At 58.0% G+C, this 24,944-nt stretch carries 23 protein-coding genes; 14 read left to right on the top strand and 9 right to left on the bottom strand.

Annotated elements, in window-relative coordinates:
• Positions 1–186 precede the first annotated feature (186 nt).
• The 4 genes from ypfJ to ACWPM9_RS07485 form a co-directional block, all read right to left on the bottom strand.
• Positions 187–1,107, bottom strand: coding sequence for a KPN_02809 family neutral zinc metallopeptidase (gene ypfJ, locus ACWPM9_RS07500; RefSeq protein ID WP_484757271.1), 921 nt, complete (start codon positions 1,105–1,107; stop codon positions 187–189).
• Positions 1,108–1,215: 108 nt separating this feature from the next.
• The gene (locus ACWPM9_RS07495) at positions 1,216–1,881 is read right to left on the bottom strand and encodes a glutathione S-transferase family protein (RefSeq protein WP_484757617.1); all 666 of its coding nucleotides are present in this window, start codon (positions 1,879–1,881) and stop codon (positions 1,216–1,218) included.
• Between the two features lie 118 nt (positions 1,882–1,999).
• Positions 2,000–2,719, bottom strand: coding sequence for a DUF1868 domain-containing protein (locus ACWPM9_RS07490; RefSeq protein ID WP_484757270.1), 720 nt, complete (start codon positions 2,717–2,719; stop codon positions 2,000–2,002).
• A gap of 96 nt (positions 2,720–2,815) precedes the next feature.
• On the bottom strand, positions 2,816–3,793 hold the full coding sequence (locus ACWPM9_RS07485; RefSeq protein WP_484757269.1) for a zinc-binding dehydrogenase: 978 nt from the start codon (positions 3,791–3,793) through the stop codon (positions 2,816–2,818).
• A 344-nt stretch (positions 3,794–4,137) separates the two neighbouring features.
• Here ACWPM9_RS07485 and carB point away from each other — a divergent pair, with 344 nt between their 5' ends.
• A complete protein-coding gene (gene carB, locus ACWPM9_RS07480) occupies positions 4,138–7,632 on the top strand; it encodes a carbamoyl-phosphate synthase large subunit (RefSeq protein WP_484757268.1) in 3,495 nt (1,164 codons plus the stop codon).
• 45 nt (positions 7,633–7,677) lie between these two features.
• On the opposite strand, the gene ACWPM9_RS07475 is transcribed toward carB, so the two are convergent.
• Together ACWPM9_RS07475 and ACWPM9_RS07470 are read right to left on the bottom strand one after the other, a co-directional pair.
• The gene (locus ACWPM9_RS07475) at positions 7,678–9,171 is read right to left on the bottom strand and encodes a UdgX family uracil-DNA binding protein (protein ID WP_484757267.1); all 1,494 of its coding nucleotides are present in this window, start codon (positions 9,169–9,171) and stop codon (positions 7,678–7,680) included.
• On the bottom strand, positions 9,171–10,403 hold the full coding sequence (locus tag ACWPM9_RS07470) for a putative DNA modification/repair radical SAM protein (RefSeq protein ID WP_484757266.1): 1,233 nt from the start codon (positions 10,401–10,403) through the stop codon (positions 9,171–9,173). Before ACWPM9_RS07470 ends, ACWPM9_RS07475 begins: the two co-directional genes overlap by 1 nt.
• Positions 10,404–10,526: 123 nt before the next feature.
• Here ACWPM9_RS07470 and ACWPM9_RS07465 point away from each other — a divergent pair, with 123 nt between their 5' ends.
• From ACWPM9_RS07465 to ACWPM9_RS07435, 7 genes are all read left to right on the top strand, one after another.
• Positions 10,527–10,880 carry an ArsR/SmtB family transcription factor gene (locus ACWPM9_RS07465; protein ID WP_428187261.1) on the top strand — a complete coding sequence of 118 codons (354 nt, stop codon included), beginning with the start codon at positions 10,527–10,529 and terminating at the stop codon, positions 10,878–10,880.
• The gene (locus ACWPM9_RS07460; RefSeq protein ID WP_428187262.1) at positions 10,877–11,320 is read left to right on the top strand and encodes an SRPBCC domain-containing protein; all 444 of its coding nucleotides are present in this window, start codon (positions 10,877–10,879) and stop codon (positions 11,318–11,320) included. Before ACWPM9_RS07465 ends, ACWPM9_RS07460 begins: the two co-directional genes overlap by 4 nt.
• 1 nt (position 11,321) lies before the next feature.
• Entirely contained in the window at positions 11,322–11,780 is a 459-nt protein-coding gene (locus ACWPM9_RS07455; protein ID WP_484757265.1) for an SRPBCC family protein, read from the top strand.
• Positions 11,781–11,926: 146 nt separating this feature from the next.
• Positions 11,927–13,477: an MFS transporter gene (locus tag ACWPM9_RS07450; RefSeq protein WP_484757264.1), complete on the top strand. Its 1,551-nt coding sequence runs from the start codon at positions 11,927–11,929 to the stop codon at positions 13,475–13,477.
• A gap of 152 nt (positions 13,478–13,629) precedes the next feature.
• On the top strand, positions 13,630–14,106 hold the full coding sequence (gene greA / locus ACWPM9_RS07445; RefSeq protein ID WP_428187265.1) for a transcription elongation factor GreA: 477 nt from the start codon (positions 13,630–13,632) through the stop codon (positions 14,104–14,106).
• Between the two features lie 60 nt (positions 14,107–14,166).
• Positions 14,167–15,231, top strand: a complete 1,065-nt coding sequence (locus ACWPM9_RS07440; protein WP_484757263.1) for a glycosyltransferase family 4 protein — start codon at positions 14,167–14,169, stop codon at positions 15,229–15,231.
• 358 nt (positions 15,232–15,589) lie between these two features.
• Complete coding sequence (locus tag ACWPM9_RS07435; RefSeq protein WP_484757262.1) at positions 15,590–16,651, top strand: glycosyltransferase family 10 domain-containing protein; 1,062 nt, start codon at positions 15,590–15,592, stop codon at positions 16,649–16,651.
• Positions 16,652–16,663: 12 nt separating this feature from the next.
• Here the strand turns inward: ACWPM9_RS07435 and ACWPM9_RS07430 are convergent, their stop codons facing one another.
• Complete coding sequence (locus ACWPM9_RS07430; RefSeq protein WP_484757261.1) at positions 16,664–17,398, bottom strand: hypothetical protein; 735 nt, start codon at positions 17,396–17,398, stop codon at positions 16,664–16,666.
• 227 nt (positions 17,399–17,625) lie between these two features.
• Between ACWPM9_RS07430 and ACWPM9_RS07425 the strand changes: the two genes are divergently transcribed.
• Positions 17,626–18,768, top strand: a complete 1,143-nt coding sequence (locus ACWPM9_RS07425; RefSeq protein WP_484757260.1) for a glycosyltransferase family 4 protein — start codon at positions 17,626–17,628, stop codon at positions 18,766–18,768.
• Between the two features lies 1 nt (position 18,769).
• On the top strand, positions 18,770–19,735 hold the full coding sequence (locus ACWPM9_RS07420) for a mitochondrial fission ELM1 family protein (RefSeq protein ID WP_484757259.1): 966 nt from the start codon (positions 18,770–18,772) through the stop codon (positions 19,733–19,735).
• Positions 19,736–19,748: 13 nt separating this feature from the next.
• Here the strand turns inward: ACWPM9_RS07420 and ACWPM9_RS07415 are convergent, their stop codons facing one another.
• Positions 19,749–20,345: a class I SAM-dependent methyltransferase gene (locus tag ACWPM9_RS07415; RefSeq protein WP_484757258.1), complete on the bottom strand. Its 597-nt coding sequence runs from the start codon at positions 20,343–20,345 to the stop codon at positions 19,749–19,751.
• Positions 20,346–20,414: 69 nt separating this feature from the next.
• Positions 20,415–20,882: an Lrp/AsnC family transcriptional regulator gene (locus tag ACWPM9_RS07410; RefSeq protein WP_428187505.1), complete on the bottom strand. Its 468-nt coding sequence runs from the start codon at positions 20,880–20,882 to the stop codon at positions 20,415–20,417.
• 246 nt (positions 20,883–21,128) lie between these two features.
• Here ACWPM9_RS07410 and trxB point away from each other — a divergent pair, with 246 nt between their 5' ends.
• The 4 genes from trxB to ACWPM9_RS07390 all read left to right on the top strand — a co-directional run bounded on the left by trxB (position 21,129) and on the right by ACWPM9_RS07390 (position 24,890).
• Positions 21,129–22,103, top strand: a complete 975-nt coding sequence (gene trxB / locus ACWPM9_RS07405) for a thioredoxin-disulfide reductase (protein ID WP_428187272.1) — start codon at positions 21,129–21,131, stop codon at positions 22,101–22,103.
• Between the two features lie 19 nt (positions 22,104–22,122).
• Positions 22,123–23,019: a LysR family transcriptional regulator VtlR gene (locus ACWPM9_RS07400; RefSeq protein WP_428187506.1), complete on the top strand. Its 897-nt coding sequence runs from the start codon at positions 22,123–22,125 to the stop codon at positions 23,017–23,019.
• A 392-nt stretch (positions 23,020–23,411) separates the two neighbouring features.
• Complete coding sequence (locus ACWPM9_RS07395) at positions 23,412–23,699, top strand: ArsR/SmtB family transcription factor (protein ID WP_428187273.1); 288 nt, start codon at positions 23,412–23,414, stop codon at positions 23,697–23,699.
• 75 nt (positions 23,700–23,774) lie between these two features.
• Positions 23,775–24,890, top strand: coding sequence for an alkene reductase (locus ACWPM9_RS07390; protein ID WP_484757257.1), 1,116 nt, complete (start codon positions 23,775–23,777; stop codon positions 24,888–24,890).
• Positions 24,891–24,944 lie beyond the last annotated feature (54 nt).

The following is a 24,944-nucleotide window of genomic DNA, read 5'->3' as shown; positions in this document are numbered from 1 at the left end:
CAGATCTGGCGAGCGGCGATGATCGAGGGATAGATGATTAAAAAATGAGCGGCAAGCCCGAAAACCGATCAAGCAGAAGAATTGGTCGACCGATCAAAGCAACTGATGTGTAGAGCACACATTGTCGCGCCCGCGCCCATTGAAAAGGGGCCATATGGACCCTTTTGGCGCATCATGACCGAAGTATCAGATGGCACCGGAAAACGTGTCACAGGCATTGTATTTGCCGCTATCGAAACCACGCTTGAACCACTTCATGCGCTGCGCGGCGGTACCATGGGTAAAGCTGTCGGGAACGACATAGCCCTGCCCGCTTTTCTGCAGCACATCGTCGCCAATCTGGTGCGCGGCGTTCAAGGCCTCTTCCAGATCGCCATCCGAAAGCAGCCCCTTCTGCTCGGTATATTTTCCCCAAATGCCAGCCAGACAATCTGCCTGGAGTTCAACCCGCACCGACATCGCATTGGCATCTGCCTCACTCATGGATTGGCGCGCCTGGTTGAACTTCGGCAATACGCCAGTGAGGTTCTGCACATGATGACCGACCTCATGGGCAATCACATAGGCCTGAGCGAAGTCACCGGATGCGCCGAACTGCTGCGCAAGCTGGCGAAAGAAAGCGGTGTCGAGATAGACCTTTTGATCTGATGGGCAATAGAACGGACCGCTCGCCGAGGAGGCCGTTCCGCAAGCCGAATTCGTGCGACCGGCAAAAAGAACGAGCGTCGGCTCTTGATAGCGCTCGCCCGATGCCTGGAAAATGCCGTTCCAGACGTCCTCGGTTTCCGCCAGCACTGTCCGCACAAATGCCGTGGTGTCGTCATTGGCCGGAGATGAGGGCTGAGCGCCGGTGGTCTGTTCGTAGCCGCTGCCTTGGGTCGAGCCGCCGTCCAGCATCTGCATCACGTCGATCCCCATCATCTTCAAAACGAAGATCGCAATCATGATGAAAATGATGGCACCGATACTCAGACCGCCTCCGCGCCGGCCTCCACTCGGAATGCGAACACCCCTGCCTCCGAACGGATTACGACCGAAGCCACCGCCCCGCGATGCGCCGCGACGATCCTCGATATTGTCCGACTGCCGCCGACCCTTCCATTCCATTCCAATTCCCCCGAAAAGTGATCAAGATCACACTGAAATGCTTTATAGGTCAAAGCGTTCCCACGCACCATTGGAAAGACGTGGGGTCGGCTGCGACGATGGGCGCTTTCAGGTCTGGGAATAGCGGTACTCGCCCCGCTCCAGCGCCTTTTGATAGGCTGGTCGGGCGCGGATGGAATCGAGATAGGCCCGCATGGCGCTCATATCCCCATCGAAGCGCACGCGGCTGGCGGCTGCCTCCACCGGAAAACTCATGATGATGTCAGCGGCTGAAAAGCTGCCGCCGGCAAACCAGCCTCCCCGCTTCAACTCGCTGTTCCAGAAGCCCAGGTGGTCGTGCAGTTGCGGATCGACGAATTTGGCAAGCGCACCCTTGGCGATGAGGGCGGCAACTGGACGAATGAAGAAGGGCACCTGCTCCGGCAGTCGACCGAACAGGAGCTTCAACAATAAAAGCGGCATGGCCGATCCCTCGGCATAATGCATCCAATAGGTATACCGCAGACGCTCCTCAGTGCCGGCCTCGGGCCGTAACGCCTCTCCTCCATAAGTGTCGATGAGATATTCGACGATCGCCCCGCTTTCAGCGATGATCCGGCCATTATCATCGATCACCGGGGACTTGCCGAGCGGATGGACCGCTTTCAGCGCAACGGGTGCGCGCATATCGGAACCGCGACGATAGAGTTTGATCGCATAGGGAAGCCCTAGCTCCTCCAGCAGCCACAAAATGCGATGGGCGCGGGAATCGTCGAGATAATGGACAGTGATCATGATGGGGCTCCAATGCGCGGCAAACGATAGAATACGGCTCATCGAGACATATTCACTGATCACTACGCATCAGAACGCCGTCCGGTTTCCCGCGGCTATCGCTTTTCGACGCCAGGCGTCACTTGCCGCATGCCAACACCACCAATTCCTCAAAATGGTTCATGTCTTCAAATGAGCAGAAGGCGGGCGGCCGCAGCTCGACATGATCGAGGCGCTCACGGATATCGGCGACGACCCGCTCCAGCATCGTCTGCCAGGACGTCAAGGCGTCGTCATCGAAGCGCTGGATCACATAGGCAAAGGTGATGTGAAAACGATAACTGTCGTGATCCGGGTGACGGTAGCCAAAAATATCGGCCAGCGCGTCGCGCCAGTCGCGCAACGCCTTGCGGTCCGCAGCGGTTATTCCGTCCAGAGTGAGCCCGGTTGGCAGCGCCTCGACGACGTGCACCTTGAACGGCGGTCCACCGGTAAATTCTTTCAAGCGCTCTCTCAGTCTTACGGTGGTCTCGTCAATCGGCATGTCCAGCGCCAGATCTGGCGGCCAGAAACCGGATTTGCGGCGATACTCGATTACCCCTTGAAAAATCGTCATATGCAGGCTGGAGACCGGCGTGAAAGCAAGCTGGGCAGCCTCAGTCATATCCAGATAACGCTGACGCGCTTCGACCAAAACCTTCTGGGTCTCGGAGCCATCCACCACATGCGAGACAACCGTGTTGCCAGGCTCGCGCAGGAAACTTCCGCTGCGGTCATAGCGCGTTCCCAAATGCGGCGGCGGCTCCGGATGGCGACGTTTTGAGAAGGGAGAAAGGTCAATCGCAGGAAGGTCGGTCATAGATGGCTCCTCGAAACACAAAACGTGCTCATAAGACAGGATTGAAACAGTCCGATGACATCTATGCGGTCCGAGGAGCCAAGGTCGATCGGAACCTCACGGTCGAACGAGAACTTTACCGGGTCGACCGCTCTCACGGCTGGCGGCTGCAGCCTTTGACATATCGTCCAGATCGAAGATTCCACCAACCTGAAGCTTCACGTCGCCAGACGCTACCAGCTTCATCATCGTGGAGACACCCTTGAACTTTTCCTCCTGAGGCATTGTCTCCATCATCTTGCCAAGCCAAAATCCCTTCACCAGAGCCTGCTTGAAGATCAGGTCGCTGGCAGACAGGGACAAAGGCTTGCCGGACATGGCACCAAAGGACACAAAGACCCCGTTCTCGCCGAGCAGCGACATCAATACGGCGGCATCCGGGCCGGCAACGCCGTCAACCGCAGCCTTGATACTGCTGTCGCCAGTCATTGTCTTTACCGCATCCTGCCAACCATCGTCATCCGTCGCCAGAACATTGGTGATGCCGAGCTCTTCCAGCTCGGCAATGGCCGAGGAGCGGCGCACAAGGTTGATGACATTGATACCGCGCGTCTTGGCGATCATCGCCAAAACCTTGGCAACGGCCCCATTGGCTGCGTTCTGGATGACCCAGTCACCGGACTGAACACCGACGAAATCAAGCAGGAAGTAAGCACTGAGCGGCATGCCGAGCAGCTGCGCGCCGGCCTCATCGGAGATCGCATCGGGAAGCGGGGCGACGGCCTTGGCTTTTGCGACAAAATACTCAGCCCATGTGCCATGCACACCGACAACTGCGACCCGCTGCCCAACGGAGACACCGGAAACGCCCTCTCCCAACTGCTCGATCACCCCGACAGCTTCGCTGCCACCGATTGCCGGAAGCGCTGGTTTGTAGCCGTAATTTCCCTCGACGGTGATCAGGTCGTGATTGTGAATGGCAGACAGGGTGGTCTTGATGAGGACCTCGCCGGGACCTGGCTTTGGCGCCTCCACCTCTTCCGCCTTCAGTTCTTCGGCGGGGTTACCAAACGCATGATGAACAGCTGCTCGCATGATCTAATTCCTTTCGTCCAATTGGCCTTCGGACAACGGCGCCACATCAACGACTTGCCGAGTAAGCAAGATTGGCTGCCCGGAATGGATAGATAAGAAGTGAATTGTGATCGGCAACCCGGGCGACGAAAAGGCCGGTGACACCGCTTTATCTGCACGACTTGCACTCTCGCGTTTCATTCGTCCCCAAAAATCCATCTGACAGGCCATTTTCGGGGTTCCGTTCCCCCCATCCTTTCCCTATAAGGCCCACCTAGCCTACAGACAGACACGCCCGCACCCGGCCCGGTTTCCAACCGTCGCCGGCTTTTCACGCAGGCTGCATTAGAGACGGATGAAAGCCCATGCCAAAGCGCCAAGATATCAAGTCCATCCTCATCATCGGCGCGGGGCCCATCGTCATCGGGCAAGCATGTGAATTCGACTATTCCGGCACCCAGGCCTGCAAGGCGCTGAAGGAAGAGGGCTACCGGGTGATCCTGGTGAACTCCAACCCCGCCACCATCATGACAGATCCGGGCCTCGCCGACGCCACTTATGTCGAGCCGATTACCCCGGAGGTCGTCGCCAAGATCATTGCCAAGGAACGCCCCGACGCGCTGCTGCCGACCATGGGCGGCCAGACGGCCCTGAATACTGCGCTGTCCTTGAAGCGCATGGGCGTCCTCGACCGCTACAATGTCGAGATGATCGGCGCCAAGCCGGAAGCCATCGACAAGGCGGAAGATCGCGCACTGTTCCGCGAGGCCATGGCCAAGATCGGCCTGGAAACGCCAAAGTCGATGCTGGCCAACGCCACCGACATCAAGGATGCCGATCGCAAGACCCATGAGATTGCCCGCGCCGAACTGCGCGCCAAGCTTGCCGGCGACGAACTCGACAAGGCTCTGGACGATCTGGAAAACCATTGGAACCTCGGCGAGACCGATCGCAAGCAGCGCTATATGAGCCACGCCATGGCGATTGCAGCCCAGGCGCTGGACGTGGTTGGACTGCCAGCCATCATTCGCCCGTCCTTCACCATGGGCGGCACAGGCGGCGGCATTGCCTATAACCGCTCGGAATTCTTCGAGATCATCGGGTCTGGCCTCGACGCGTCGCCAACCACCGAAGTGCTGATCGAGGAATCGGTTCTCGGCTGGAAGGAGTATGAAATGGAAGTGGTCCGCGACAAGGCGGACAACTGCATCATCATCTGCTCCATCGAAAACATCGATCCGATGGGCGTCCATACCGGCGACTCGATCACCGTTGCGCCAGCCCTGACGCTGACCGACAAGGAATACCAGATCATGCGCAACGCCTCGGTGGCGGTTCTGCGCGAGATCGGTGTGGAGACCGGCGGCTCGAATGTGCAGTTCGCCGTCAATCCGAAAGACGGCCGGCTTGTCGTCATCGAAATGAATCCGCGCGTGTCGCGCTCGTCGGCACTCGCCTCCAAGGCAACCGGCTTTCCGATTGCCAAGGTCGCCGCAAAGCTTGCCGTCGGCTACACGCTCGACGAACTCGACAACGACATCACCGGTGGCGCAACGCCGGCCTCGTTCGAACCGTCCATCGACTATGTCGTGACCAAGATCCCGCGTTTTGCCTTCGAGAAATTCCCGGGCGCCTCGCCAGTACTGACCACAGCCATGAAGTCGGTCGGCGAAGTCATGGCCATTGGCCGTACATTTGCCGAATCCCTGCAAAAGGCACTGCGCGGTCTTGAGACAGGCCTCACCGGCCTCGACGAAATCGAAATTCCGGGCTTTGGTGCCAATGGCGAAAGCAACGACGACACCAATGCCATCCGCGCCGCCATCGGCACCCCGACACCCGACCGCCTTCGCATGGTTGCTCAGGCGCTTCGCCTCGGCATGTCCGAGGCCGATGTCCATGACGGCTGCAAGATCGATCCTTGGTTCATAGCCCAGTTCAAGGCGATCATCGACATGGAAGCCCGCGTTCGCGAGCATGGTCTGCCGGAAGATGCGATCAACCTGCGCAAGCTGAAGTCGATGGGCTTCTCCGATGCGCGACTGGCAAGCCTGTCGGGCAAGCGTCCCAAGGAAGTGGCGGAAATCCGCAACGCCCTCAATGTACGCCCGGTTTTCAAGCGCATCGATACCTGCGCGGCCGAATTCGCGTCACCGACCGCCTATATGTACTCGACCTACGAGACCCCGTTCGTGGGCCAGCTCCGGTCCGAAGCAGAGGTTTCCGACCGCAAAAAGGTGGTGATCCTTGGCGGCGGCCCCAACCGCATCGGCCAGGGCATCGAGTTCGACTATTGCTGCTGCCATGCCGCCTTCGCATTGAAAGATGCAGGCTTTGAAGCGATCATGATCAACTGCAACCCGGAAACGGTGTCGACCGACTACGACACCTCCGACCGTCTCTATTTCGAGCCGCTGACGGCCGAAGACGTGATCGAGATCCTGCGCGCGGAACAGGAAAAGGGCGAACTCGTCGGCGTCATCGTCCAGTTTGGCGGCCAGACTCCGTTGAAACTTGCCGAAGCGCTTGAGAAGAACGGTATCCCGATCCTCGGCACAGCGCCCGACATGATCGACCTTGCCGAAGATCGCGACCGCTTCCAGAAGCTTCTGATGAAGCTCGATCTCAACCAGCCGAACAACGGCATTGCCTATTCGGTCGAGCAGGCCCGCCTCGTCGCGACCGAAATCGGCTTCCCGCTGGTCGTGCGCCCGTCCTACGTACTCGGCGGCCGCGCCATGCAGATCATCCATTCGGAATCGATGCTTCAGAGCTACCTGCTCGACACGGTGCCGGGCCTGGTGCCGGAGGATATCAAGCAGCGCTATCCGAACGACAAGACCGGCCAGATCAACACCCTGCTCGGCAAGAACCCGCTTCTGTTCGACAGCTACCTGACCAATGCCATCGAAGTCGACGTCGACGCGCTCTGCGACGGTGAAAACGTCTTCGTGTCCGGCATCATGGAGCATATCGAAGAGGCCGGTATCCATTCAGGTGACAGTGCCTGCTCGCTGCCGTCGCGGTCGCTCTCCAAGGACATGCTCGACGAACTGGAACGCCAGACCGCTGCCATGGCCAAGGCACTCAACGTTGGCGGCCTGATGAACGTGCAATACGCCATCAAGGACGGCACGATCTATGTGCTGGAAGTCAACCCGCGTGCCTCGCGTACCGTACCCTTTGTCGCCAAGACCATTGGCGCGCCGATCGCCAAGATCGCAGCTCGCATCATGACCGGGGAAAAACTCGACGACGCGATTGCCGCCTATGGCAAGAAGCCCGATCCGCGCAACCTCAAGCACATCGCCGTCAAGGAAGCCGTCTTCCCCTTCGCCCGCTTCCCCGGCGTCGACACGCTGCTCGGTCCGGAAATGCGCTCGACCGGCGAAGTCATCGGTCTCGACACCGACTTTGCGCTCGCCTTCGCCAAGAGCCAACTCGGCGCATCCGTCGAACTGCCACGCGACGGCACGGTCTTCGTCTCCGTCCGCGATGAGGACAAGGCCCGCGTGCTGCCAGCGATCCTGATCCTGACCGAAATCGGCTTCAAGGTCATGGCAACCGGCGGCACTCAGCGCTTCCTTGCCGAACAGGGCATCGACGCAATCAAGATCAACAAGGTTCAGGAAGGCCGTCCGCATATCGAGGATGCCATCCGCAACCGCCAGGTCCAGCTCGTCATCAACACGACCGACGGCACCAAGGCGATCTCCGATAGCAAGTCGCTGCGCCGCGCTGCGCTGATGCAAAAGGTACCTTACTACACCACGATGGCAGGCTCCCTTGCCGCAGCCGAAGCGATCCGTGGCCTGAAGCAGGGTCAGCTCGAAGTACGGCCACTGCAGAGCTACTTCTGAAATCCATAAAGGCAAACCGGCTTCATCAAAGGCCGGTTTGCCGTTTCAGGCCTGTCGCGAGGCCTGAAGCTTTACAACAGCTGCAAGATCATCGCGAAACCGTTGTTTCTCCCTAAGCTGCCGATCGACCTCCGGTATCCGCAAAATGAATGCGGGATGGACCGTCACGAACAGCATGCGCGCCTCGTCAATCGGTATGGGCATGCCCCGGATCTCGTCCATCACGCATGTCTTGCCTGTTAACGCCTGATAGGCCGTCGCCCCCAGAGCGACCACGATCTGCGGCTTCACCAGCTGAAACTCCTTCTCCAGCCACCAGCGGCAATGTTCGACCTCTCCGACATTCGGACGCTGATGGATACGCCGCTTGCCCCTCGGCTCATATTTGAAATGCTTGACGGCATTGGTGATATAAAGTCGTCCGCGATCCAGTCCCGCACTTTCAAGCGCGCCATCCAGTATGCTGCCAGCCGGACCGACGAACGGCCGCCCCGCCAGGTCTTCGCGATCCCCCGGTTGCTCGCCGATCATCATGATCTCGGCATCGAGTGGCCCTTCCCCACACACCGCCTGCGTTGCCGTTCTATGAAGCGGACAGCGGTCGCAGCCATTGATCTCGCGTGACAAGGCCTCCAGCGGATCGTCGGGGACAATCGCGCTTCGCGCTCGGCCGTCCTCCCATTCCGCCTGCAGCCTGTCGTGGAAAGCCGGCGCAGTCTTCGGTTGGGCCTCTGCCATTGTCCGTATTCGCGCTTCGGCACTGGCGATCAGCTCCGGAATCAACTGCGCCTCAGGCAGGTTTTTCCAGTATTTCTTCGGCATTTCCGACTGCATTGCCTTCACCTTCAAACGCGCCGGGTTGAAGATATTGGCGTAATAAATGCGCCACAGCGCATCGGCCTCATCCTCATCATGCAGCTTTCCCGCTGGCAACGGATCGATCGTAAGCCTTTCTCCGTCCCATGCCGCTGACCCTTTCGGCGTGGCGATCAGCCAGTCCATATCGGCAAAGCGACGTGCGAAAAAAGTTGAGGTTCGACCGACGATGAAGTGGTCAGGCTCGAACCATGCCGCAAACCGGCGCCGTCCACCCGTTCCGTCGCCGACATCCTTGAAGCGCACGAAAGCTTTCATCTTGTGGCTGTCGCGGCGTACCGACTTGACCAGCTTGCGCAACAGCGCGACATCGCCGTCCGCACGGTCATCCAGGAGCGCACGATTGTCCTGCAAACGCCAAAGCAGCCGATAGAGCAGCGAAAATCTGGAAGAATCGCAATGACAGACAGCGGCTTCAGCAGCCTCGATGAAAGCACGCGGAACATTGATCGGGGCAGTTCGGGCAATAGCCCCAGGGTCTACTCTCCCTCCGAACGCCTCCCCTTTGAACGAATGGTCAATGCCCCCAAACAGTCCTGAATCGTCAGAACCAAGCATTTGCCAGGCAACGTCTTCCGGCCGAACACCGGCAGAGAGCAACCGACGAGCGGCTGCGCGCCATTCCTCGAAATCGCCGCGCCCGTCCAGCGTGACGGTCTGCATCAAAACAGCGCCAGTTGCTGCGGCTGCGGAGCAAACAGGCTTCGAAGATCACTGCGATCCGCCAGCCGGATCGGAGACCATCCTTGTGCCACGACGAAGGGCCGGATCTTTTTAGGCGACGCACCGAGCCGCTTCAAATCGTCAAGCGTGAGGCTCCGCTGGCGTCGGGCCGAGAGAATGGATTTCACCACCTTCTGTCCAAGGCCGGGCACTCTCAAAAGGGCTTCCCGGTCTGCCCGGTTGACGTCAACCGGAAACCGGTCGCGATGGCCGAGCGCCCAGGCGAGTTTGGGATCGAGATCGAGATCCAGCATTCCGCCTTCTCGCCCCGAGGTAATCTCCTCGACCGAAAAGCCATAGAAGCGATAGAGCCAGTCGGCCTGATAGAGCCGGTGTTCACGGATCAAAGGTGGCTTGACCAAAGGAAGCGACTTGGACGCATCGGGGATCGGGCTGAAGGCTGAGTAGTAGACGCGCTTCAGGCCATAGCTGCTGTAAAGTCGCGCGCTCGAGCCCAGTATCGTCGCATCGTCCGCACCGTCGGCGCCGACAATCATCTGCGTGCTCTGCCCGGCGGGTACGAACTTGCGGCGTCTGCCTGTCTGAAGCGTTGGCTCGCTCGCCTCCTCGATCTTCAACCGCAAATCCCCCATGGCGCGGCGTATGCCCAGCGGTTTCTTTTCCGGTGCATAACGGGAGAGCCCCTGGTCTGTGGGCAGTTCGACATTGATCGACAGGCGATCGGCATAAAGCCCCGCCTCCTCGATGAGGTGCGCTGACGCTTCCGGGATGGTCTTCAGATGAATGTATCCGCGGAAATTATGCTTAAGTCGCAAATCCCGGGCGATTTTCACCATTTCGCCCATCGTATCGTCCGACGAGCGGATGATACCGGAGGACAGGAACAAGCCTTCAATATAGTTGCGGCGATAGAATTCGATTGTCAGCCAGACCACTTCGTCCGGCGTGAAGCGCGCCCGCTCAACATTGCTGGACGATCGATTGATGCAGTAGGCACAATCATAAATGCAGAAATTGGTGAGCAGGATTTTCAAAAGCGAGATGCAGCGCCCGTCCGGCGCATAGGCATGACAAATGCCAGCACCTTCTGTCGAGCCAAGTCCGCCGCCGGGACCCGAATGCCGTTTCTCGGTGCCCGACGAGGCGCAAGACGCATCATATTTCGCGGCATCGGACAGAACTGCCAATCGGTGAGAGAACGACTTCTTCATAGGCTTGTTCACTATATGTTCACTCAATCTCCGTCAACCTGCCGCAATCGCTTTACCGTTATCTTGACGGAAACAGGGGCATATTGTATTTAGCCAATCAGCTATTTAACCAAGCGGGCAAATATGGCGACCGATGCGCTTTCCGAAACCCTCTTCGCGCTGGCCGATCCAACGCGCAGGGCAATCCTCTCTCGCCTCTCCAGGGGCGAAGCGACGGTCAGTGAATTGGCCGAGCCCTTCGATATGAGCCTGCCGTCGATTTCCAAACACCTGAAAGTTCTTGAACGGGCACGCCTGATTTCGCGCAGCAGGACGGCACAATGGCGACCCTGCCGCCTGGAGACAGCACCCCTTCAAGACATTGATAGCTGGATGACCGACTACAGGAAATTGTGGGATCAGCGTCTCGACCGGCTGGAATCCTACCTCACCCACCTTCAGACAAATGACGCCACCAAAGACGAAGGCCAATCATGACCGACACGATCGAAATCCTCAACGAGCGCCACTATCCCTTCGACAGACAAACTGTGTTTGCCGCTTTTGCCGATCCCGCACGGCTTGCTCAATGGTGGGGGCCGCATGGTTTCACCAATAGGATCTCTGCCTTTGACCTCAAAGCGGGCGGCACCTGGCGTGTGACCATGACGGCTTCCAATGGAGCCGACTTTCACAACCGCTGGACCTTTGAAGACGTGATCGAGGGCGAACGCATTGTGGCCCGTCACCACGAACCGGTCCACGTGTTCACGCTTGAAATGACCTACAGCGACACGCCGGACGGCACATCGCTTGTCTGGCGCATGCTGTTTGACCGCACAGAGGAGAACGAGCAGTTGCAAAAATTCCTTCACGCCGCCAACGAGCAGAACCTGGACCGGCTGGAGGCCCTGCTGACCAGTGGAAAGTGCCAGTGAGATGAGCGCCGAACTCGATCCCGCCCGTGTCATCCGCGTCGAACGCACCATCGCCGCACCGCGCGAAAAAGTCTTCGAAGCCTTTTCCGACCCCAAACATCTGGATGCCTGGTGGGGACCTGATGGCTTCACCAACGAAACGCATGACATGACCTTCTCCGTCGGCGGATTGTGGCGTTACACCATGCATGGACCGGACGGAAAAGACTGGCCAAACTGGATCCGCTACACCGAAATATCCCCACCTTCCCGTATCGCTTATGAGCACGGCGGCGACATGGGCGAGCCGGCACACTTCAACGGCGTCATAACATTCGAGGATGTGAGCGGCAAAACGCACATATCGCTGGTTCTGGTTCTGCCGACAAAAGAAGACCGCGCTGCGAAGGTCGAGTTCGGCGCTGTCGAGGGCGGAAAACAGACGTTGGCGAAATTGGAACGTTACGTCCTTTCGCGGTAAACCACGCGCGTTCCACCATTGCTGTCGGAAAGTGTCAGCATCGATATCGTATAAGTCGTCGGTGGCCCAACACCCATCAATACTTTAGATTTGTCTATTCATCCGCACCAACCCATTTTGGCGCCTTTGCCTCTGGAAACCCGATAATGCAGCCGATCACGGACACCGCCCCCATACCCGCTGGCCGCAAGGAATGGATCGGCGCAATTGTGCTGTCGGTCGCGTGCCTCATCTACTCCATGGATTTGTCGGTGCTCTTTCTGGCCATTCCCGCCATTACCCGCGATCTGCATCCGAGCGCCTCCGAACTTCTCTGGATCAACGACATCTATGGCTTCATGGTTGCCGGTTTTCTCATCACCATGGGCACACTGGGCGATCGCATCGGGCGACGAAAAATCCTGATGATCGGCGCTGGCGCCTTTGGCCTGGCGTCGCTGATGGCGGCATTTTCGCCAACACCGTCCATGCTGATCGTCGCCCGCGCGCTGCTCGGCATCGCCGGTGCCACCATTGCCCCCTCCACCCTGTCACTGATCGTCAACATGTTCTCGGTGGAAGCCGAGCGTAACCGCGCCATCGGCATCTGGGGTACGGCCTTTGCGCTGGGCGGCCTGATCGGGCCACTAATCGGCGGCGTGCTCTTGCAGTTCTTCGACTGGGGTTCTGTTTTCCTGATCAACCTGCCCGTGATGGCAGCGCTGATCGTGTCTGCACCTTTTCTGTTGCCGGAATTTCGCAACGAGCAATCCGGCAGGCTCGATCTCCTCAGTGTGGGCCTCTCGCTGGCAACCGTGCTGCCGGTCATCTACGGCCTCAAGCATATGGCTGTGGACGGCTTTCGCATCCACCATCTGGTGCCGATCGCCATTGGACTTTGCCTCGGCACGACCTTCCTGCGCCGGCAGTTGCGCCTCGCCGATCCGCTGATCGACCTCAAGCTTTTTAAAGTGCCCGCCTTCACAGCCTCGCTGATGGTCAACCTGTTCGGCGTCTGCTTCGTCTTTGCCGTCTTTCTCTATCAGAATCAGTTTTTGCAATTGGTGCTGGGGCAAAGTCCGCTTGAGGCAGCCCTGTGGTCGATACTGCCCTCCACGGCCTTCACCGTCATGTCCCTTCAGGCGTGGCGGGTGACGCAGCGGCTGGGTGCCGTGCCCACGGTTCTGTCAGGCTTGCTGATCAACGCCGTCGGCGTGGCAGTCATGGCTGTCGCCGTCTATCACGAGAACCTCTACGGACTGCTATTTGCCAGCACGCTGATCGGCATCGGCTTTGTTCCGGTGGTCCTGACCACGACCGGACTGGTAGTCGGATCAGTGGCACCGGCCAAGGCCGGCGCCGCCTCCGCCATATCGGAAACCGCAGCAGAATTCGGCGGCGCCCTCGGTGTCGCAGTTCTCGGCAGTCTGGGCTCTCTGGTCTACCGGCTGCAAATGCAAGGCGCCGACACCAGCGACCTGACGCCGCAGCATGCCAATGCCGTACGCGAAACCCTGGCAGGGGCTGTTGAAAGCGCTGCCACATTGAACGCAATGGATGCAGCATGGCTGGCGCTTGCCCGTTTCAGCTTTTCTCTGGGCTTTGCCGTTATCTGCGCAGTGGCTGCAATTACCCTTCTGGCCCTTGCCGCTCTGGCAAGCCGGGTCTATGCCACAAGCCCTCCGGCCGTCCTGCCCGATCCGGCTCACCACAGCTGATGGAACGGCCTTCATAAAACTCTGGAAATTGCCTCCGACGATCTGCTATAGTGAATACAACGTTGACTTGAGACATGGTTCCGAAGCTTCGCTTCGGGGCCTGTTTTCTTTTGTGTCTGCGGCAAGCAGATGGAAGTGCAAAGGAAGTAAATATGGTTGAAAAGGTACCGATGACGCAGAGTGGCTTTACCAAGCTGCAAGAGGAACTGCGTTGGCGCCAGCAGGAAGAGCGGCCCCGTATCATCGAGGCGATCTCTGAAGCGCGCGCCCATGGCGACCTTTCCGAAAATGCCGAATATCACGCCGCCAAGGAAGCGCAGAGCCACAATGAGGGCCGCATCGGCGAAGTGGAAGATCTGGTCGCCCGCGCAGAGGTCATAGACCTGTCGAAAATGTCCGGCTCCAAGATCAAATTTGGCGCGACCGTCAAGCTGGTCGACGAGGACACGGACGAGGAAAAGACCTATCAGATCGTTGGCGACCAGGAAGCCGATGTAAAGCAGGGCCGCATTTCCATCTCGTCCCCGATCGCCCGCGCCATGATCGGCAAGGAAGTCGGCGATTCCATCGAAGTCGTCGCCCCCGGCGGTTCCAAGGCCTACGAGATCCTTGCGGTCAACTGGGGTTGATGGGAATGCTAGGCGGCGCATGTAAATGCGCCGTCTGAGCCTACAGGCCGTTTACATCGGATGAACCAACCTCCTCTTTCCATTGCAATAGTTCACGCTTCCGCCAATGTCAGAACAGGCGGCATCGTCAAAGCGGGTCTCTCCTATGTTGAGGGCTTGATCGCAGCGGGCCATAATGTCTGCGTGTGGACGGCTTCTCCCATATTTGCAGAGGCCGCGCAGGCCCTTGGCGCCACTGTGTATCAGGATCGAAACATACGATCCTTTCTGTCGGTTCTTCTGCACCCCGGCCTTCTTTGGCACATGATCCAAGTCTTTCTGCAATGCGACGGCGTCATCCACAACAATGGCCGCCTCTGGCCACTCGCTTGGCTTTCAGGACGCGGAAAGCACTTTGCAGTTTTTCACAATTATAGCGTAGGCAGCCGTGGCACATACGCCCACTGGCTGTCGATCTCCAATGCCCAGCATCGCTATCTTGAAGAAGAAGCACGTCAGCGTCGCTGGGTTCGAAGCGTGCATCGCATCCGCAACGGATTGTCACCTGCCTGTTTCGAACCATTACCGACAAACCGCTGCAAGAACCCGGTGCCGGTCATTGGCTTCCTCGCAGAAATCCGTCCGAAGAAGGGACTCGATTGCCTTATCGCTGCCGCGTCCAACCTGAAAGCGCAAGGCAGCGCCTTCAAGCTTGTGATCGGGGGCGATGGAAGCGACGCGGACAAACACAAGGCTGAGGCTGAAAGACTTGGAGTATCAGACCATATCGAATGGCGCGGTTGGATCAGCGAACCGCGTTCGTTTTTCGACGAGATCGATATCTTTTGCCTGCCCTCTCGCAGTGAGCCCTTTGGTCTCGTAATGATCGAGGCCATGGCCCGTCGCGTGCCGGTGGTCGCCTCTCGAACCGACGGACCGCTGGACCTGATCGAGCAGTCCGGCGGTGGCCTTTTGGTGGAGATCGACGACGCCGAGGGATTGGCAAATGCGTTGCAGGAATTGCTGGAAGACCCTCAGTTGCGCCAAAGCCTCTCCTTGAAAGGATGGTCCTACATCCAGGAAAATTTCAAACCGCTGCAGATCGGACACATGATCGAAACTGCGGTCTTGAACGTGAAAAGATAAAGACAAAACTGGCGAAAGAAGCATGTGGTCGCAACCGATGGTCAACTGCAAGGATTATAGTCGGCCAAGTGTACATGGTCAGATAGATCAAACCTGACGACAAGTTTTTTCTCGGTCAGCTTTACGTCAACCCAAAGTAGACCGTTAGAAGCTACCGATCTCGAAAATGCTATGAACCCCACAGGAGCCGGGAAATGGCGCAGAGCCCACCGGCTCGAATTCAATGTCCGGCACTCATCCCTATTCTGCCATCACTTAGATGTGCAACTAAAAGACAATAAGACGATCACAAGCGACTACAGCCCGAAAAAGCGCGAGAACGTTACCTTTTCAGAACGACAAAGTGAGGCAACCGACAATGAGCCCAATCACCATCAAGGTCATGAGCCGCGCAGCTGGTGATGACGGAGCACGCGTGCTCGGACGCCAGCTAATGGGTGGCTGGGCCGAAAAACGGGATTTGTCTTTCACCTTCGAAGCCGATGCAAAGGATTATGACTGGCTGGTTGTCTACGAAAACATGCCGGCAAGCGCCGGCGAACGCCGCCCGATGCGGATCGAGAAGCTCGCCTGCCCACCTCAAAACACCATTCTGCTGACAACCGAGCCGAGCGCTGTGAAAATCTACAGCCGCGCATACACCCGTCAGTTCGGCCACGTCGTCACCAGCCAGGAGCCCTTTGCGCTCCGTCATCCCGGTCGACTGTGGAGCCAGGCTGGTTTGCGCTGGTTTTACGGTGCCGGAGAACATCGCGTCATGACAGCAGATGAAATTGCTGCAAATGATCCGATCAAGACGAAAACCGTATCGACTGTATGCTCGACCAAGCGTCAGGGCCACACGCTGCACCGGCTGCGTTATGATTTTACTCTCTACGCCGCCGACAAGATTACTGAGATGGAAGTATTCGGGCGCGGTCACCGCCCGCTTGATGACAAGGCTGAGGCGATCGACGACTATCGCTATCACCTCGCAGTAGAGAACCACATCGCACCTCATCATTTTACTGAAAAACTGGCCGACACTTTTCTGGGGTTGGCGCTACCGTTCTATTTCGGTGCGCCGAATGCCGCAGACTACTTCCCCGAAGAGAGCTTCATCGCCATCGACATCCGCAAACCGGATGAGGCAATTGCAGTCATGAAGGAAGCAATCGCGACCAATCAATACGAAAAGCGATTGCCCGCCATCCGCGAGGCGCGCCGTCGCGTACTGGAGGAACATAGCTTGTTCCCGCTGGTCGCCCGGGTCATTGCCTCCACTACTGCAAGTGACTACAGACCAGACACTGACGTGTTGAGAAGCCAACGGGCCGCGCAAAAGTCAGCGCCGCTCACTGCCTTGGGCGACCTCACCTTTCGAGAGGCACTTCACTTCAGAAACCGGATTGCAAACGCCTTCACAAAATCGCCACTCTGAGGCAATTCTGGCTCAGCGCCAGTTCTCCGTGATCCAAGGCGTCGGCCGCACATGTTTGTAGAGCTTCTTATACCACGCCCGGACAGGCCAGACGCCGATCTCCGCCTCATCCGGATCCGGCTTGCCGGTGAAGGCGACGACGCGGGTTGCCTCCGGCAGCGGCGCAACCTTGAAGAAATTCATTGGCCATTTCGGCAAAAGCGTGTGCTTGAAGCTCACGCACCACTCAGCGGGCCAATAGGTCATGTTGTCAACTGAGCCCGATACATAGCGCTGCGAGATTCCATATCTCTTTAGAGGCACCTCAGGGTCCTTGATGAAGTCGCTAAAGATGTGCGTGTTTGTGCCGACGCGCCAGCGGTACACCGACGTATTGCCGATCCCCTCACCCGGCTGCGTCCAGTTCTCGGCAATACAAAATTTGCCCGGCTCATAGTCGAAGAAGTCGTCGAGCGGCCCGGTAATCACCACATCGAGATCCATGAACAGTACATCGCCCTCAAGGTCGGCCAACGGGGTCTGCCAGAGGGAGATCTTGCGCCAGGGCTTCCAGGCCACACGCTCAGGAATGGTGATCGGTGGCAGCGGAAATACGTTGACGGCCGGATCGATATCCGAGGCATCGTCGGTCAGGCAAACAAGCCGTGTTGGACGCTTGGTATTGCGCTGTATCATGGACCAGAGACGGTTCACGTAATCGCCCGGATACCGGGTGCCCCACTTCATACACACGATAGTTTGTACCACGTTCTTGCTCCTGCAATGCGTGCCCTAAAGGCAAAATCCCGAATGCAGGAGCCGCGCTCAAGAAGAAGTGGCAAAACTCGACTGCAACAATTTCGGCGTTCTCTTAGACCATTTGAACCGATCCGGATAGCTGTAGCATTCATTGCGTCCTCAGCGCTTCTGCTTGCAACGCGGGCGACCTCTTGCTACCGCAGACCCAGTCAATGCCAGCAACTTTGGACCAGCCCATGAACACACCCCGCATCCTCCAGCTTCTGCCAGCCCTCGGCGATGGTGGGGTCGAGCGCAGCGCTGTCGAAATGGCGGAGTTTCTGGGCAAGCGTGGCGCCACGAACTGGGTTGCAAGCAGCGGCGGACCGCTGGTCGCCGATCTGGAATCTGCCGGGGCTGACCATATTGTGATCCCCGTTGGGGCCAAGTCACCGATCACGATGATCGGATCCGCTTTCAAAGTAGCACAACTGATCGACCGCGAAAAAATCGACATCGTCCATGCGCGCAGCAGAGCGCCGGCATGGGTTGCCCTGCTGGCTATCCGACTATCCAAACGCAAGCCCCGCTATCTGACCACATTTCATGGCCTTTATGGCCACAAGAGCGGGCTCAAGCGCGTCTATAACGGCGCCATGTTGCGCTGCCCGGTGGTGATCGCCAATTCGAACTTCATCCGCGACCATATCGTCAGTGTTTACGGCTACCCCGCCGATCAGATCATCGTCGCGCCGCGCGGCATTGATCCGGTGGTCTTTGACCCCGCAGCCATCACATCAGAACAACGACTTTCTGTCAGACGGGAACTCGGTGCTGCCGACAACCAGCGACTGATAGTCATGGTCGGGCGCATCACCGGCTGGAAAGGCCATGCCATCCTGCTCGATGCCTTTGCCAAGCTTGCCGATCCCAAGACCCGCCTCGCTTTGATCGGCAGCGGCGATGAAACGACCATCACAAACGCGAAGGCGCAGGCAGAACGACTGGGGATCAAAGACCGCGTGAGATTTGCCGGCAGCCGCCGCGACATCGCGACGGTTCTGAGCGCCGCCGACCTTGCCGTCTCCGCGTCCACGCGCCCCGAAGCCTTTGGTCGCGCCGCAATCGAGGCGCAGGCCATGGAGACACCGGTGATCGCCACCAGTCACGGCGGCAGTTGCGAGACTGTATTGCATGGTGAAACCGGCTGGCTGGTGGCGCCAGGCGATTCCGACGCCATGGCCTCGGCTCTCAGGCAAGCCCTTTCAGATCCAGCGCGGCTTGCAAGCATGGGACACGCAGCGCGCGCCCATGTTCTTGCTCACTTCACCACGCAGTCGATGCTCGAAAAGGAATATTCAGCCTATGAGCGCGTCATGAGCGAGCCACTGAAGGGATGAGATGACCTCTAATCGCAAGCCGACAGTCTGGATCCTCACCGATGGCAAGGCCGGCGATGAACAGCCGCTGATTGGTATCGCCGAGGCGTTGGGCGTCGAGCCACAATTGCGTCGCGTCAGGCCCCGCAAGGCCTTCACCTGGCTGATGCCCTGGGGACCGATCGATCCCCGCGATGCACCAAAGCGGCCGGGATCACCCATTGAGCCGCCCTTCCCTGACATCTGCCTTGCAACCGGCCGTCGTGCGGTTGCCTATCTCAGAACGTTGAAATCCGCATCGCCGAAAACGCTGACAGTCTTCTTCAAGGACCCGCGAACGAAAAGTCACGGCGCAGACCTGATCATCGTCCAGCGCCACGATGAGATGCTGGGCGACGACGCTCTGCAGGTGACGACCGCCCCCAATCGCTTGCCCGCCTCCAGACTGGAAGCCATCCGACAATCGCCACCGCATGACCTTGCCGCGTTGCCGCATCCGCGCATTGCCGTGCTTGTAGGGGGCAATAGCCGCCATCACGAGTTCACGGCATCCGACATTGACAGGCTGATAGATGGTTTGTCTTTACGATTGAGCGCTGGCTTCTCGCTCATGATCACCGCATCGAGACGGACACCGGATACGTTGAAGACGCGTCTTGACATGCTCGCAGACAAAGACGCCGTACAGTACTGGACGGGTGAAGGTGAAAATCCGCTCGCCGCCTATCTGGCACTGGCCGACGAGGTCATTGTCACGGCCGATTCCACCAATATGGTCGGCGACGCAGCAACCACAGGAAAGCCGATCCAGGTGTTCCATCCAACGGGCGGCCATCCAAAGATCAACCGCTTCATCGAGGCCCTCAAAGGCGAAGTGACTATCGGAACCTTTCCAGACAGTCCCGCGTCCGGAGACTACCCGCCCGTCAATTCGACGGCACTGATCGCCAAGACCATACTAGAGCGGCGGAACAATCTGACCAACTGAACCAACGCACCCCTTATTGCGATGGTGCGAAGATATAGAATTCAGCAAACGACGTTTGCGGTTTCTTCTTCTTTTGGCGAGGATACCGGTTCGGAATCTTCTCGACGAGATGCCATTGTGAGCGGTTTTTCTCGATCCAATCGGTGAAAGTCCTGTGCCGCACATGAGCAGCACCCACAGAGTCATAGTTTGACGAATACACAATCACGTATCGGCGGGCGACATCGAAAAGACGAGACATATAGGCATGGAATACCTGATCCTCGACAAGGTGATATACCACGTCGAGAGACAGGGCGAGTTCGGCACCCTCATCATCATATTCTTCGAGCGTGACGAAACGTTTGGTATCATCCTCCGCAAATATAGACCGGCAGAGCTCAACGGCGGTCGGACTGACATCGACACCAAGATAAGCAGGGTAATCTGCAAGACTGAGCTGATTGCCGTCGCCGCTGCCAAATTCGATTACGGACTTAATCTCGTGCTTGGCAACGAAATCATTCAAGATGTCAGCTTTGAACTCAGCGAGACGGTCATAAGACCCCCCGCCTGAGCTGCCGCCGGCTCGATAGCGCTCTTCCCAATAATTTCCTGATCCTTCGAACATCACTCCATCCGTGCGCCCGAAAACCAATTTCCTCAATTCTCGCAACAACCCCATAGCATCTGCCCCCGCTCAGATATCGACCAACCCCAATCTCTTGACCGGTCGGATCGTCAACATTGTCTTGACTGTATCCACGGTTTCATTAGCTGTCAGCACTTCAATCACGAAATCTTGAAACTGCGTCAGGTTCTCCGCGACGCAATGCAGCAGAAAGTCGCTTTCACCGGAGACCATCCAGGCCTGACGCACAAGCGGCCATCCTTCGGTTGCTGCAGCAAAGGATTTCAGCTGGGCTTCAGACTGGTGCTTCAGCCCCACCGCACAGAATGCGACCAGGTCATAGCCAAGCCTTCGGGCATTCAATGCTGCGTGATAGCCCTCGATTATGCCCGCTTCTTCCAGCTTTCGCACGCGTCTGAGACATGGCGGCGCCGAGATGCCTACACGTTCAGACAACTCGACATTGGTCATGCGCCCGTCGTGTTGAAGTTCTTTGAGAATTTTCAGATCGATTGCATCCAGCTCGGCGCGCAACAATGGGGAGGCCTTTCTCACGAACTGCGTTTGGAACCCAATACCCTAAGGCGTGATTTCCGCAACAATATGACTCACTTGCGTACAATTATTACGACGCAGGCGGTTTGTCTTGTGGCTTATGCACGGCTGGCCTTGAATATTTGCAGAGATCAACCGTAAATGGCGCAACCGTTGCGCCAAGACCATGGCCGCCCCATCTCTGGACAATCCTCAGCCAGAGTTGCGCAGATTGAAAGGACAAACGTCATGACTGCCCGTCACACGAAGGTGCTGATCATCGGATCCGGCCCGGCAGGTTATACCGCGGCCATTTACGCAGCCCGTGCCATGCTAAAGCCCGTGCTCATTGCCGGCATGGAGCAGGGTGGGCAGCTCATGATTACTGCCGACGTCGAAAACTATCCAGGCTATGCCGACCCGATCCAGGGACCGTTCCTGATGGAGCAGATGCTCAACCAGGCAATCCACGTTGGTGCCGAGATCGTCAGTGATCTGGTCACCGAAGTCGATATGGCCCGCCGCCCCTTCACGGCAAAGACCGATAGCGGTGCGGTGTGGACGGCCGACACGCTTATCATTGCAACCGGTGCCAAGGCCAAATGGCTCGGCATCGAGAGCGAGCAACATTTTCAGGGCTTTGGGGTCTCGGCCTGCGCCACCTGCGATGGCTTTTTCTATCGCAACAAGGATGTGATCGTGGTCGGCGGCGGCAATTCCGCTGTCGAAGAAGCACTCTATCTGTCCAACATCTGCAAATCTGTCACGGTCGTACATCGCCGTGACAGCTTCCGTTCGGAGAAAATCCTGCAGGAGCGCCTGTTTGCCAAGGAAAACATCAAGGTGATGTGGAACACCGAAGTGGCCGAAATCACCGGCGAACCGGCCAAGGCGCCGATGCCGCCATCTGTCTCGGGCGTTCGGCTCAAGGACACGGTGAGCGGCACCATCACCGACATGCCGATCGACGGTGTGTTCGTGGCGATCGGCCATGCTCCTGCGGTTGAACTGTTCAAAGACAAGCTCAAACTGAAGCCGAATGGCTATTTGTGGACGGCCCCGGACTCCACCGCAACGGATGTCGAGGGCGTTTTTGCCGCCGGCGATGTCACCGATGACATCTACCGCCAGGCCGTAACAGCCGCCGGCATGGGCTGCATGGCAGCGCTTGAAGTCGAACGTTATCTGACGGCTGTGGAAACCGTTAAAGAAGCGGCAGAGTGACATCATGAGAGGTGTAGGCATGCCACTCGACTGGGACAAGCTGCGGATCTTCCACGCCGCCGCTGAAGCAGGTTCGTTCACGCATGCCGCTGACAAGCTGCATCTGTCGCAATCAGCCATCAGCCGCCAGGTCAGCGCGCTGGAGATGGATATCGGCGTCAAGCTGTTCCATCGCCACGCGCGCGGTCTCATTCTCACCGAACAGGGTGAGCTTCTCTACCGAACGGCGCATGACGTCCTGCTGAAGCTCGAAACCGTCAAGATGCAGTTGACGGAGACAACAGACAAGCCCAGTGGCAAGCTGAGAGTGACAACCACCGTTGGTCTCGGACAGGGCTGGCTCACGGACAAGGTACAGGAGTTCCTGCAGCTCTATCCGGACATGTCGATCCAACTGATCCTCGACAACGAAGAGCTGGACGTGAATATGCGACATGCCGACTGCGCGATCCGCCTCAGGCAGCCGCAGCAGTCGGATCTGATCCAGCGCAAGCTGTTTACCGTGCACATGCATGTGTATGCAGCGCCCTCCTACATCAATCGCTACGGCGAACCGCAGTCGATCGAGGATCTGGACAACCACCGCATCATTACCTTCGGTGAGCCGGCCCCCAACTACCTTCTCGACGTCAATTGGCTGGAAATTGCAGGCCGCACTTCGGATAATCCCCGAGCGCCCCACCTGCAGATCAACAGCCAGACATCGATCAAGCGCGCCTGCCTGCTCGGCATCGGCGTCGCAATGATGCCCGATTACATCGTCGGACGCGATCCCGGCCTCATCCAGCTGGCAATTCCCGCTGACATTCCCTCCTTTGACACCTATTTCTGCTATCCGGACGAGATGAAGAATGCGGCCAAACTCAAGGCTTTCCGCGATTTCATCGTGTCCAAGGCCCGAAACTGGAGCTTCTAGGAAGCATGCGTACAAACGAGCAAAACGTCGAAACGCATCCCTAGGGTTGTAATTCTGGAGCATTTCTACAGGTCTGCGTTGAGCGCATGACAGACATGCACAAAAAAGCATTGTTCACTGCACAAAAAACCACCATATCGCACTCAGCTGATGCACATGGTGGCTTACCTCCCAGTTCCACCGCAGCAGCTGTTCCCCTCTGGAGGTTTTTAACCTTCAAACTTATAAGGGCCCTGGATTTATCCGGTGGCCCTCTTTTTTTGCCTTGAGCCCGGCAGACGCTCGGTCGCCGACAGGTGCTTTCCAATCGCGACGCTCACATCATAGTGTATTGACCTATCCCTTGGTGGATAGTGTTGACTAGCGTGCCTGTCGCAACTGGTAAGAGGCGCATGCACGATATTCTGAAAGCACTGGCGCATCCCGTCCGCATGGACATCTTGCAGTGGCTGAAAACACCGGAGCAATTCTTTGGTGAACAGGCGCGACCATTTAGCGACGGCGTCTGCGCCAGACAGTTCGAACGTTGCGGATTGTCGCAATCAACCGTGTCTGCCCACCTCACAATCCTGTTGCGCGCCAATCTTCTGACATCGACAAAATTCGGTCAGTGGGTCTTCTACAAGCGCAACGAAGACACTATCTGCAGTTTCCTGCAGGACATGCAGAACAGTCTCTGACCCCAGCTGCCCCCTCCGCGGGCAAGCGTTACCCCAAAGCCCGACAGTCTGCGCCGGACGAGCAAAGGATTTACTATGCCCAGCCTCTACGACCCGATCACCCTTGGCGACATTTCACTGAAGAACCGCGTGGCAATGGCCCCCCTCACCCGCAATCGTTCTCCGGGCGCTGTCCCCAACGACCTCAACATGGCCTATTATGAGCAGCGCGCATCAGCAGGCCTCATCATCACGGAAGGCACGCCGATTTCCCAGCAGGGTCAGGGCTACTCGGATGTACCCGGCCTTTACACACCGGAAGCCATTGAAGGCTGGAAACGCGTCACGGACGCGGTCCACACGGCAGGCGGAAAGATCGTCACGCAGATGTGGCATGTCGGACGCGTCTCGCACACGGCACTTCAGCCGAACAATGCAGCACCGGTCGCCCCGTCGGCGCTGAATGCAAATTCGAAGACCTTTATCGTCAATCCGGACGGCACAGGCTCATTTGAAGCGACATCCGATCCCCGTGCACTGGAGCTGTCGGACATTACCGACATCATCGAGGACTATCGCAAGGCCACACGCGCCACCAAGGAAGCCGGCTTCGACGGCATCGAGATCCATGGGGCCAACGGCTATCTGATCGACGAGTTCCTGCGCTCCGGCAGCAATCACCGCACCGACCAATATGGCGGCTCGATCGAAAATCGAGTCCGCTTCGCGCTCGAAGTCGTCGATGCGGTCGCTGGCGAAATTGGCGCGGGCCGCACCGGTATCCGCATTTCTCCGGTAACCCCCGCCAATGGCGCTGCCGACCCCGACCCGCAGCCGCTGTTCAACCACCTCGTGTCCGAACTGGCCAAGCGCAACCTCGCTTTCATTCACGTGATTGAAGGGGCGACTGGCGGTCCCCGTGACTACCAGCAGGGCGAGACACCGTTCAATTGGGACGAACTGCGCGAAACCTACCGCAAGGCCGGTGGCACCGGTGCCTGGATGGTCAATAACGGCTACGACAAGGATTTGGCAGAAGAGGCTGTGTCATCCGGCAAGGCTGATATCGTTGCCTTTGGCAAACTCTTCATCGCCAACCCGGATCTCGTTGAACGCTTCAAGAAGAATGCGCCTTTGAACGAGCCTGTGAAGGAAACCTTCTACGGCGGTGGTGCACCGGGTTACACCGACTATCCTTCGCTATCTCGATAATCACGACCGAGTGGCTCCCGGCGTCAGTTTTACCGGGAGCCGCACGTCCTTTGT

Source organism: Agrobacterium sp. H141 (assembly GCF_057158725.1).
This window is presented reverse-complemented; position numbering and strand designations above follow the sequence as displayed.

Coding starts and splice junctions, on each gene's coding strand:
- ypfJ (WP_484757271.1), bottom strand. CDS start 1,107: ATGGAATGGAAGGGTCGGCGGCAGTCGGACAATATCGAGGATCGTCGC.
- ACWPM9_RS07495 (WP_484757617.1), bottom strand. CDS start 1,881: ATGATCACTGTCCATTATCTCGACGATTCCCGCGCCCATCGCATTTTG.
- ACWPM9_RS07490 (WP_484757270.1), bottom strand. CDS start 2,719: ATGACCGACCTTCCTGCGATTGACCTTTCTCCCTTCTCAAAACGTCGC.
- ACWPM9_RS07485 (WP_484757269.1), bottom strand. CDS start 3,793: ATGCGAGCAGCTGTTCATCATGCGTTTGGTAACCCCGCCGAAGAACTG.
- carB (WP_484757268.1), top strand. CDS start 4,138: ATGCCAAAGCGCCAAGATATCAAGTCCATCCTCATCATCGGCGCGGGG.
- ACWPM9_RS07475 (WP_484757267.1), bottom strand. CDS start 9,171: ATGCAGACCGTCACGCTGGACGGGCGCGGCGATTTCGAGGAATGGCGC.
- ACWPM9_RS07470 (WP_484757266.1), bottom strand. CDS start 10,403: ATGAAGAAGTCGTTCTCTCACCGATTGGCAGTTCTGTCCGATGCCGCG.
- ACWPM9_RS07465 (WP_428187261.1), top strand. CDS start 10,527: ATGGCGACCGATGCGCTTTCCGAAACCCTCTTCGCGCTGGCCGATCCA.
- ACWPM9_RS07460 (WP_428187262.1), top strand. CDS start 10,877: ATGACCGACACGATCGAAATCCTCAACGAGCGCCACTATCCCTTCGAC.
- ACWPM9_RS07455 (WP_484757265.1), top strand. CDS start 11,322: ATGAGCGCCGAACTCGATCCCGCCCGTGTCATCCGCGTCGAACGCACC.
- ACWPM9_RS07450 (WP_484757264.1), top strand. CDS start 11,927: ATGCAGCCGATCACGGACACCGCCCCCATACCCGCTGGCCGCAAGGAA.
- greA (WP_428187265.1), top strand. CDS start 13,630: ATGGTTGAAAAGGTACCGATGACGCAGAGTGGCTTTACCAAGCTGCAA.
- ACWPM9_RS07440 (WP_484757263.1), top strand. CDS start 14,167: ATGAACCAACCTCCTCTTTCCATTGCAATAGTTCACGCTTCCGCCAAT.
- ACWPM9_RS07435 (WP_484757262.1), top strand. CDS start 15,590: ATGAGCCCAATCACCATCAAGGTCATGAGCCGCGCAGCTGGTGATGAC.
- ACWPM9_RS07425 (WP_484757260.1), top strand. CDS start 17,626: ATGAACACACCCCGCATCCTCCAGCTTCTGCCAGCCCTCGGCGATGGT.
- ACWPM9_RS07420 (WP_484757259.1), top strand. CDS start 18,770: ATGACCTCTAATCGCAAGCCGACAGTCTGGATCCTCACCGATGGCAAG.
- ACWPM9_RS07415 (WP_484757258.1), bottom strand. CDS start 20,345: ATGTTCGAAGGATCAGGAAATTATTGGGAAGAGCGCTATCGAGCCGGC.
- trxB (WP_428187272.1), top strand. CDS start 21,129: ATGACTGCCCGTCACACGAAGGTGCTGATCATCGGATCCGGCCCGGCA.
- ACWPM9_RS07400 (WP_428187506.1), top strand. CDS start 22,123: ATGCCACTCGACTGGGACAAGCTGCGGATCTTCCACGCCGCCGCTGAA.
- ACWPM9_RS07395 (WP_428187273.1), top strand. CDS start 23,412: ATGCACGATATTCTGAAAGCACTGGCGCATCCCGTCCGCATGGACATC.
- ACWPM9_RS07390 (WP_484757257.1), top strand. CDS start 23,775: ATGCCCAGCCTCTACGACCCGATCACCCTTGGCGACATTTCACTGAAG.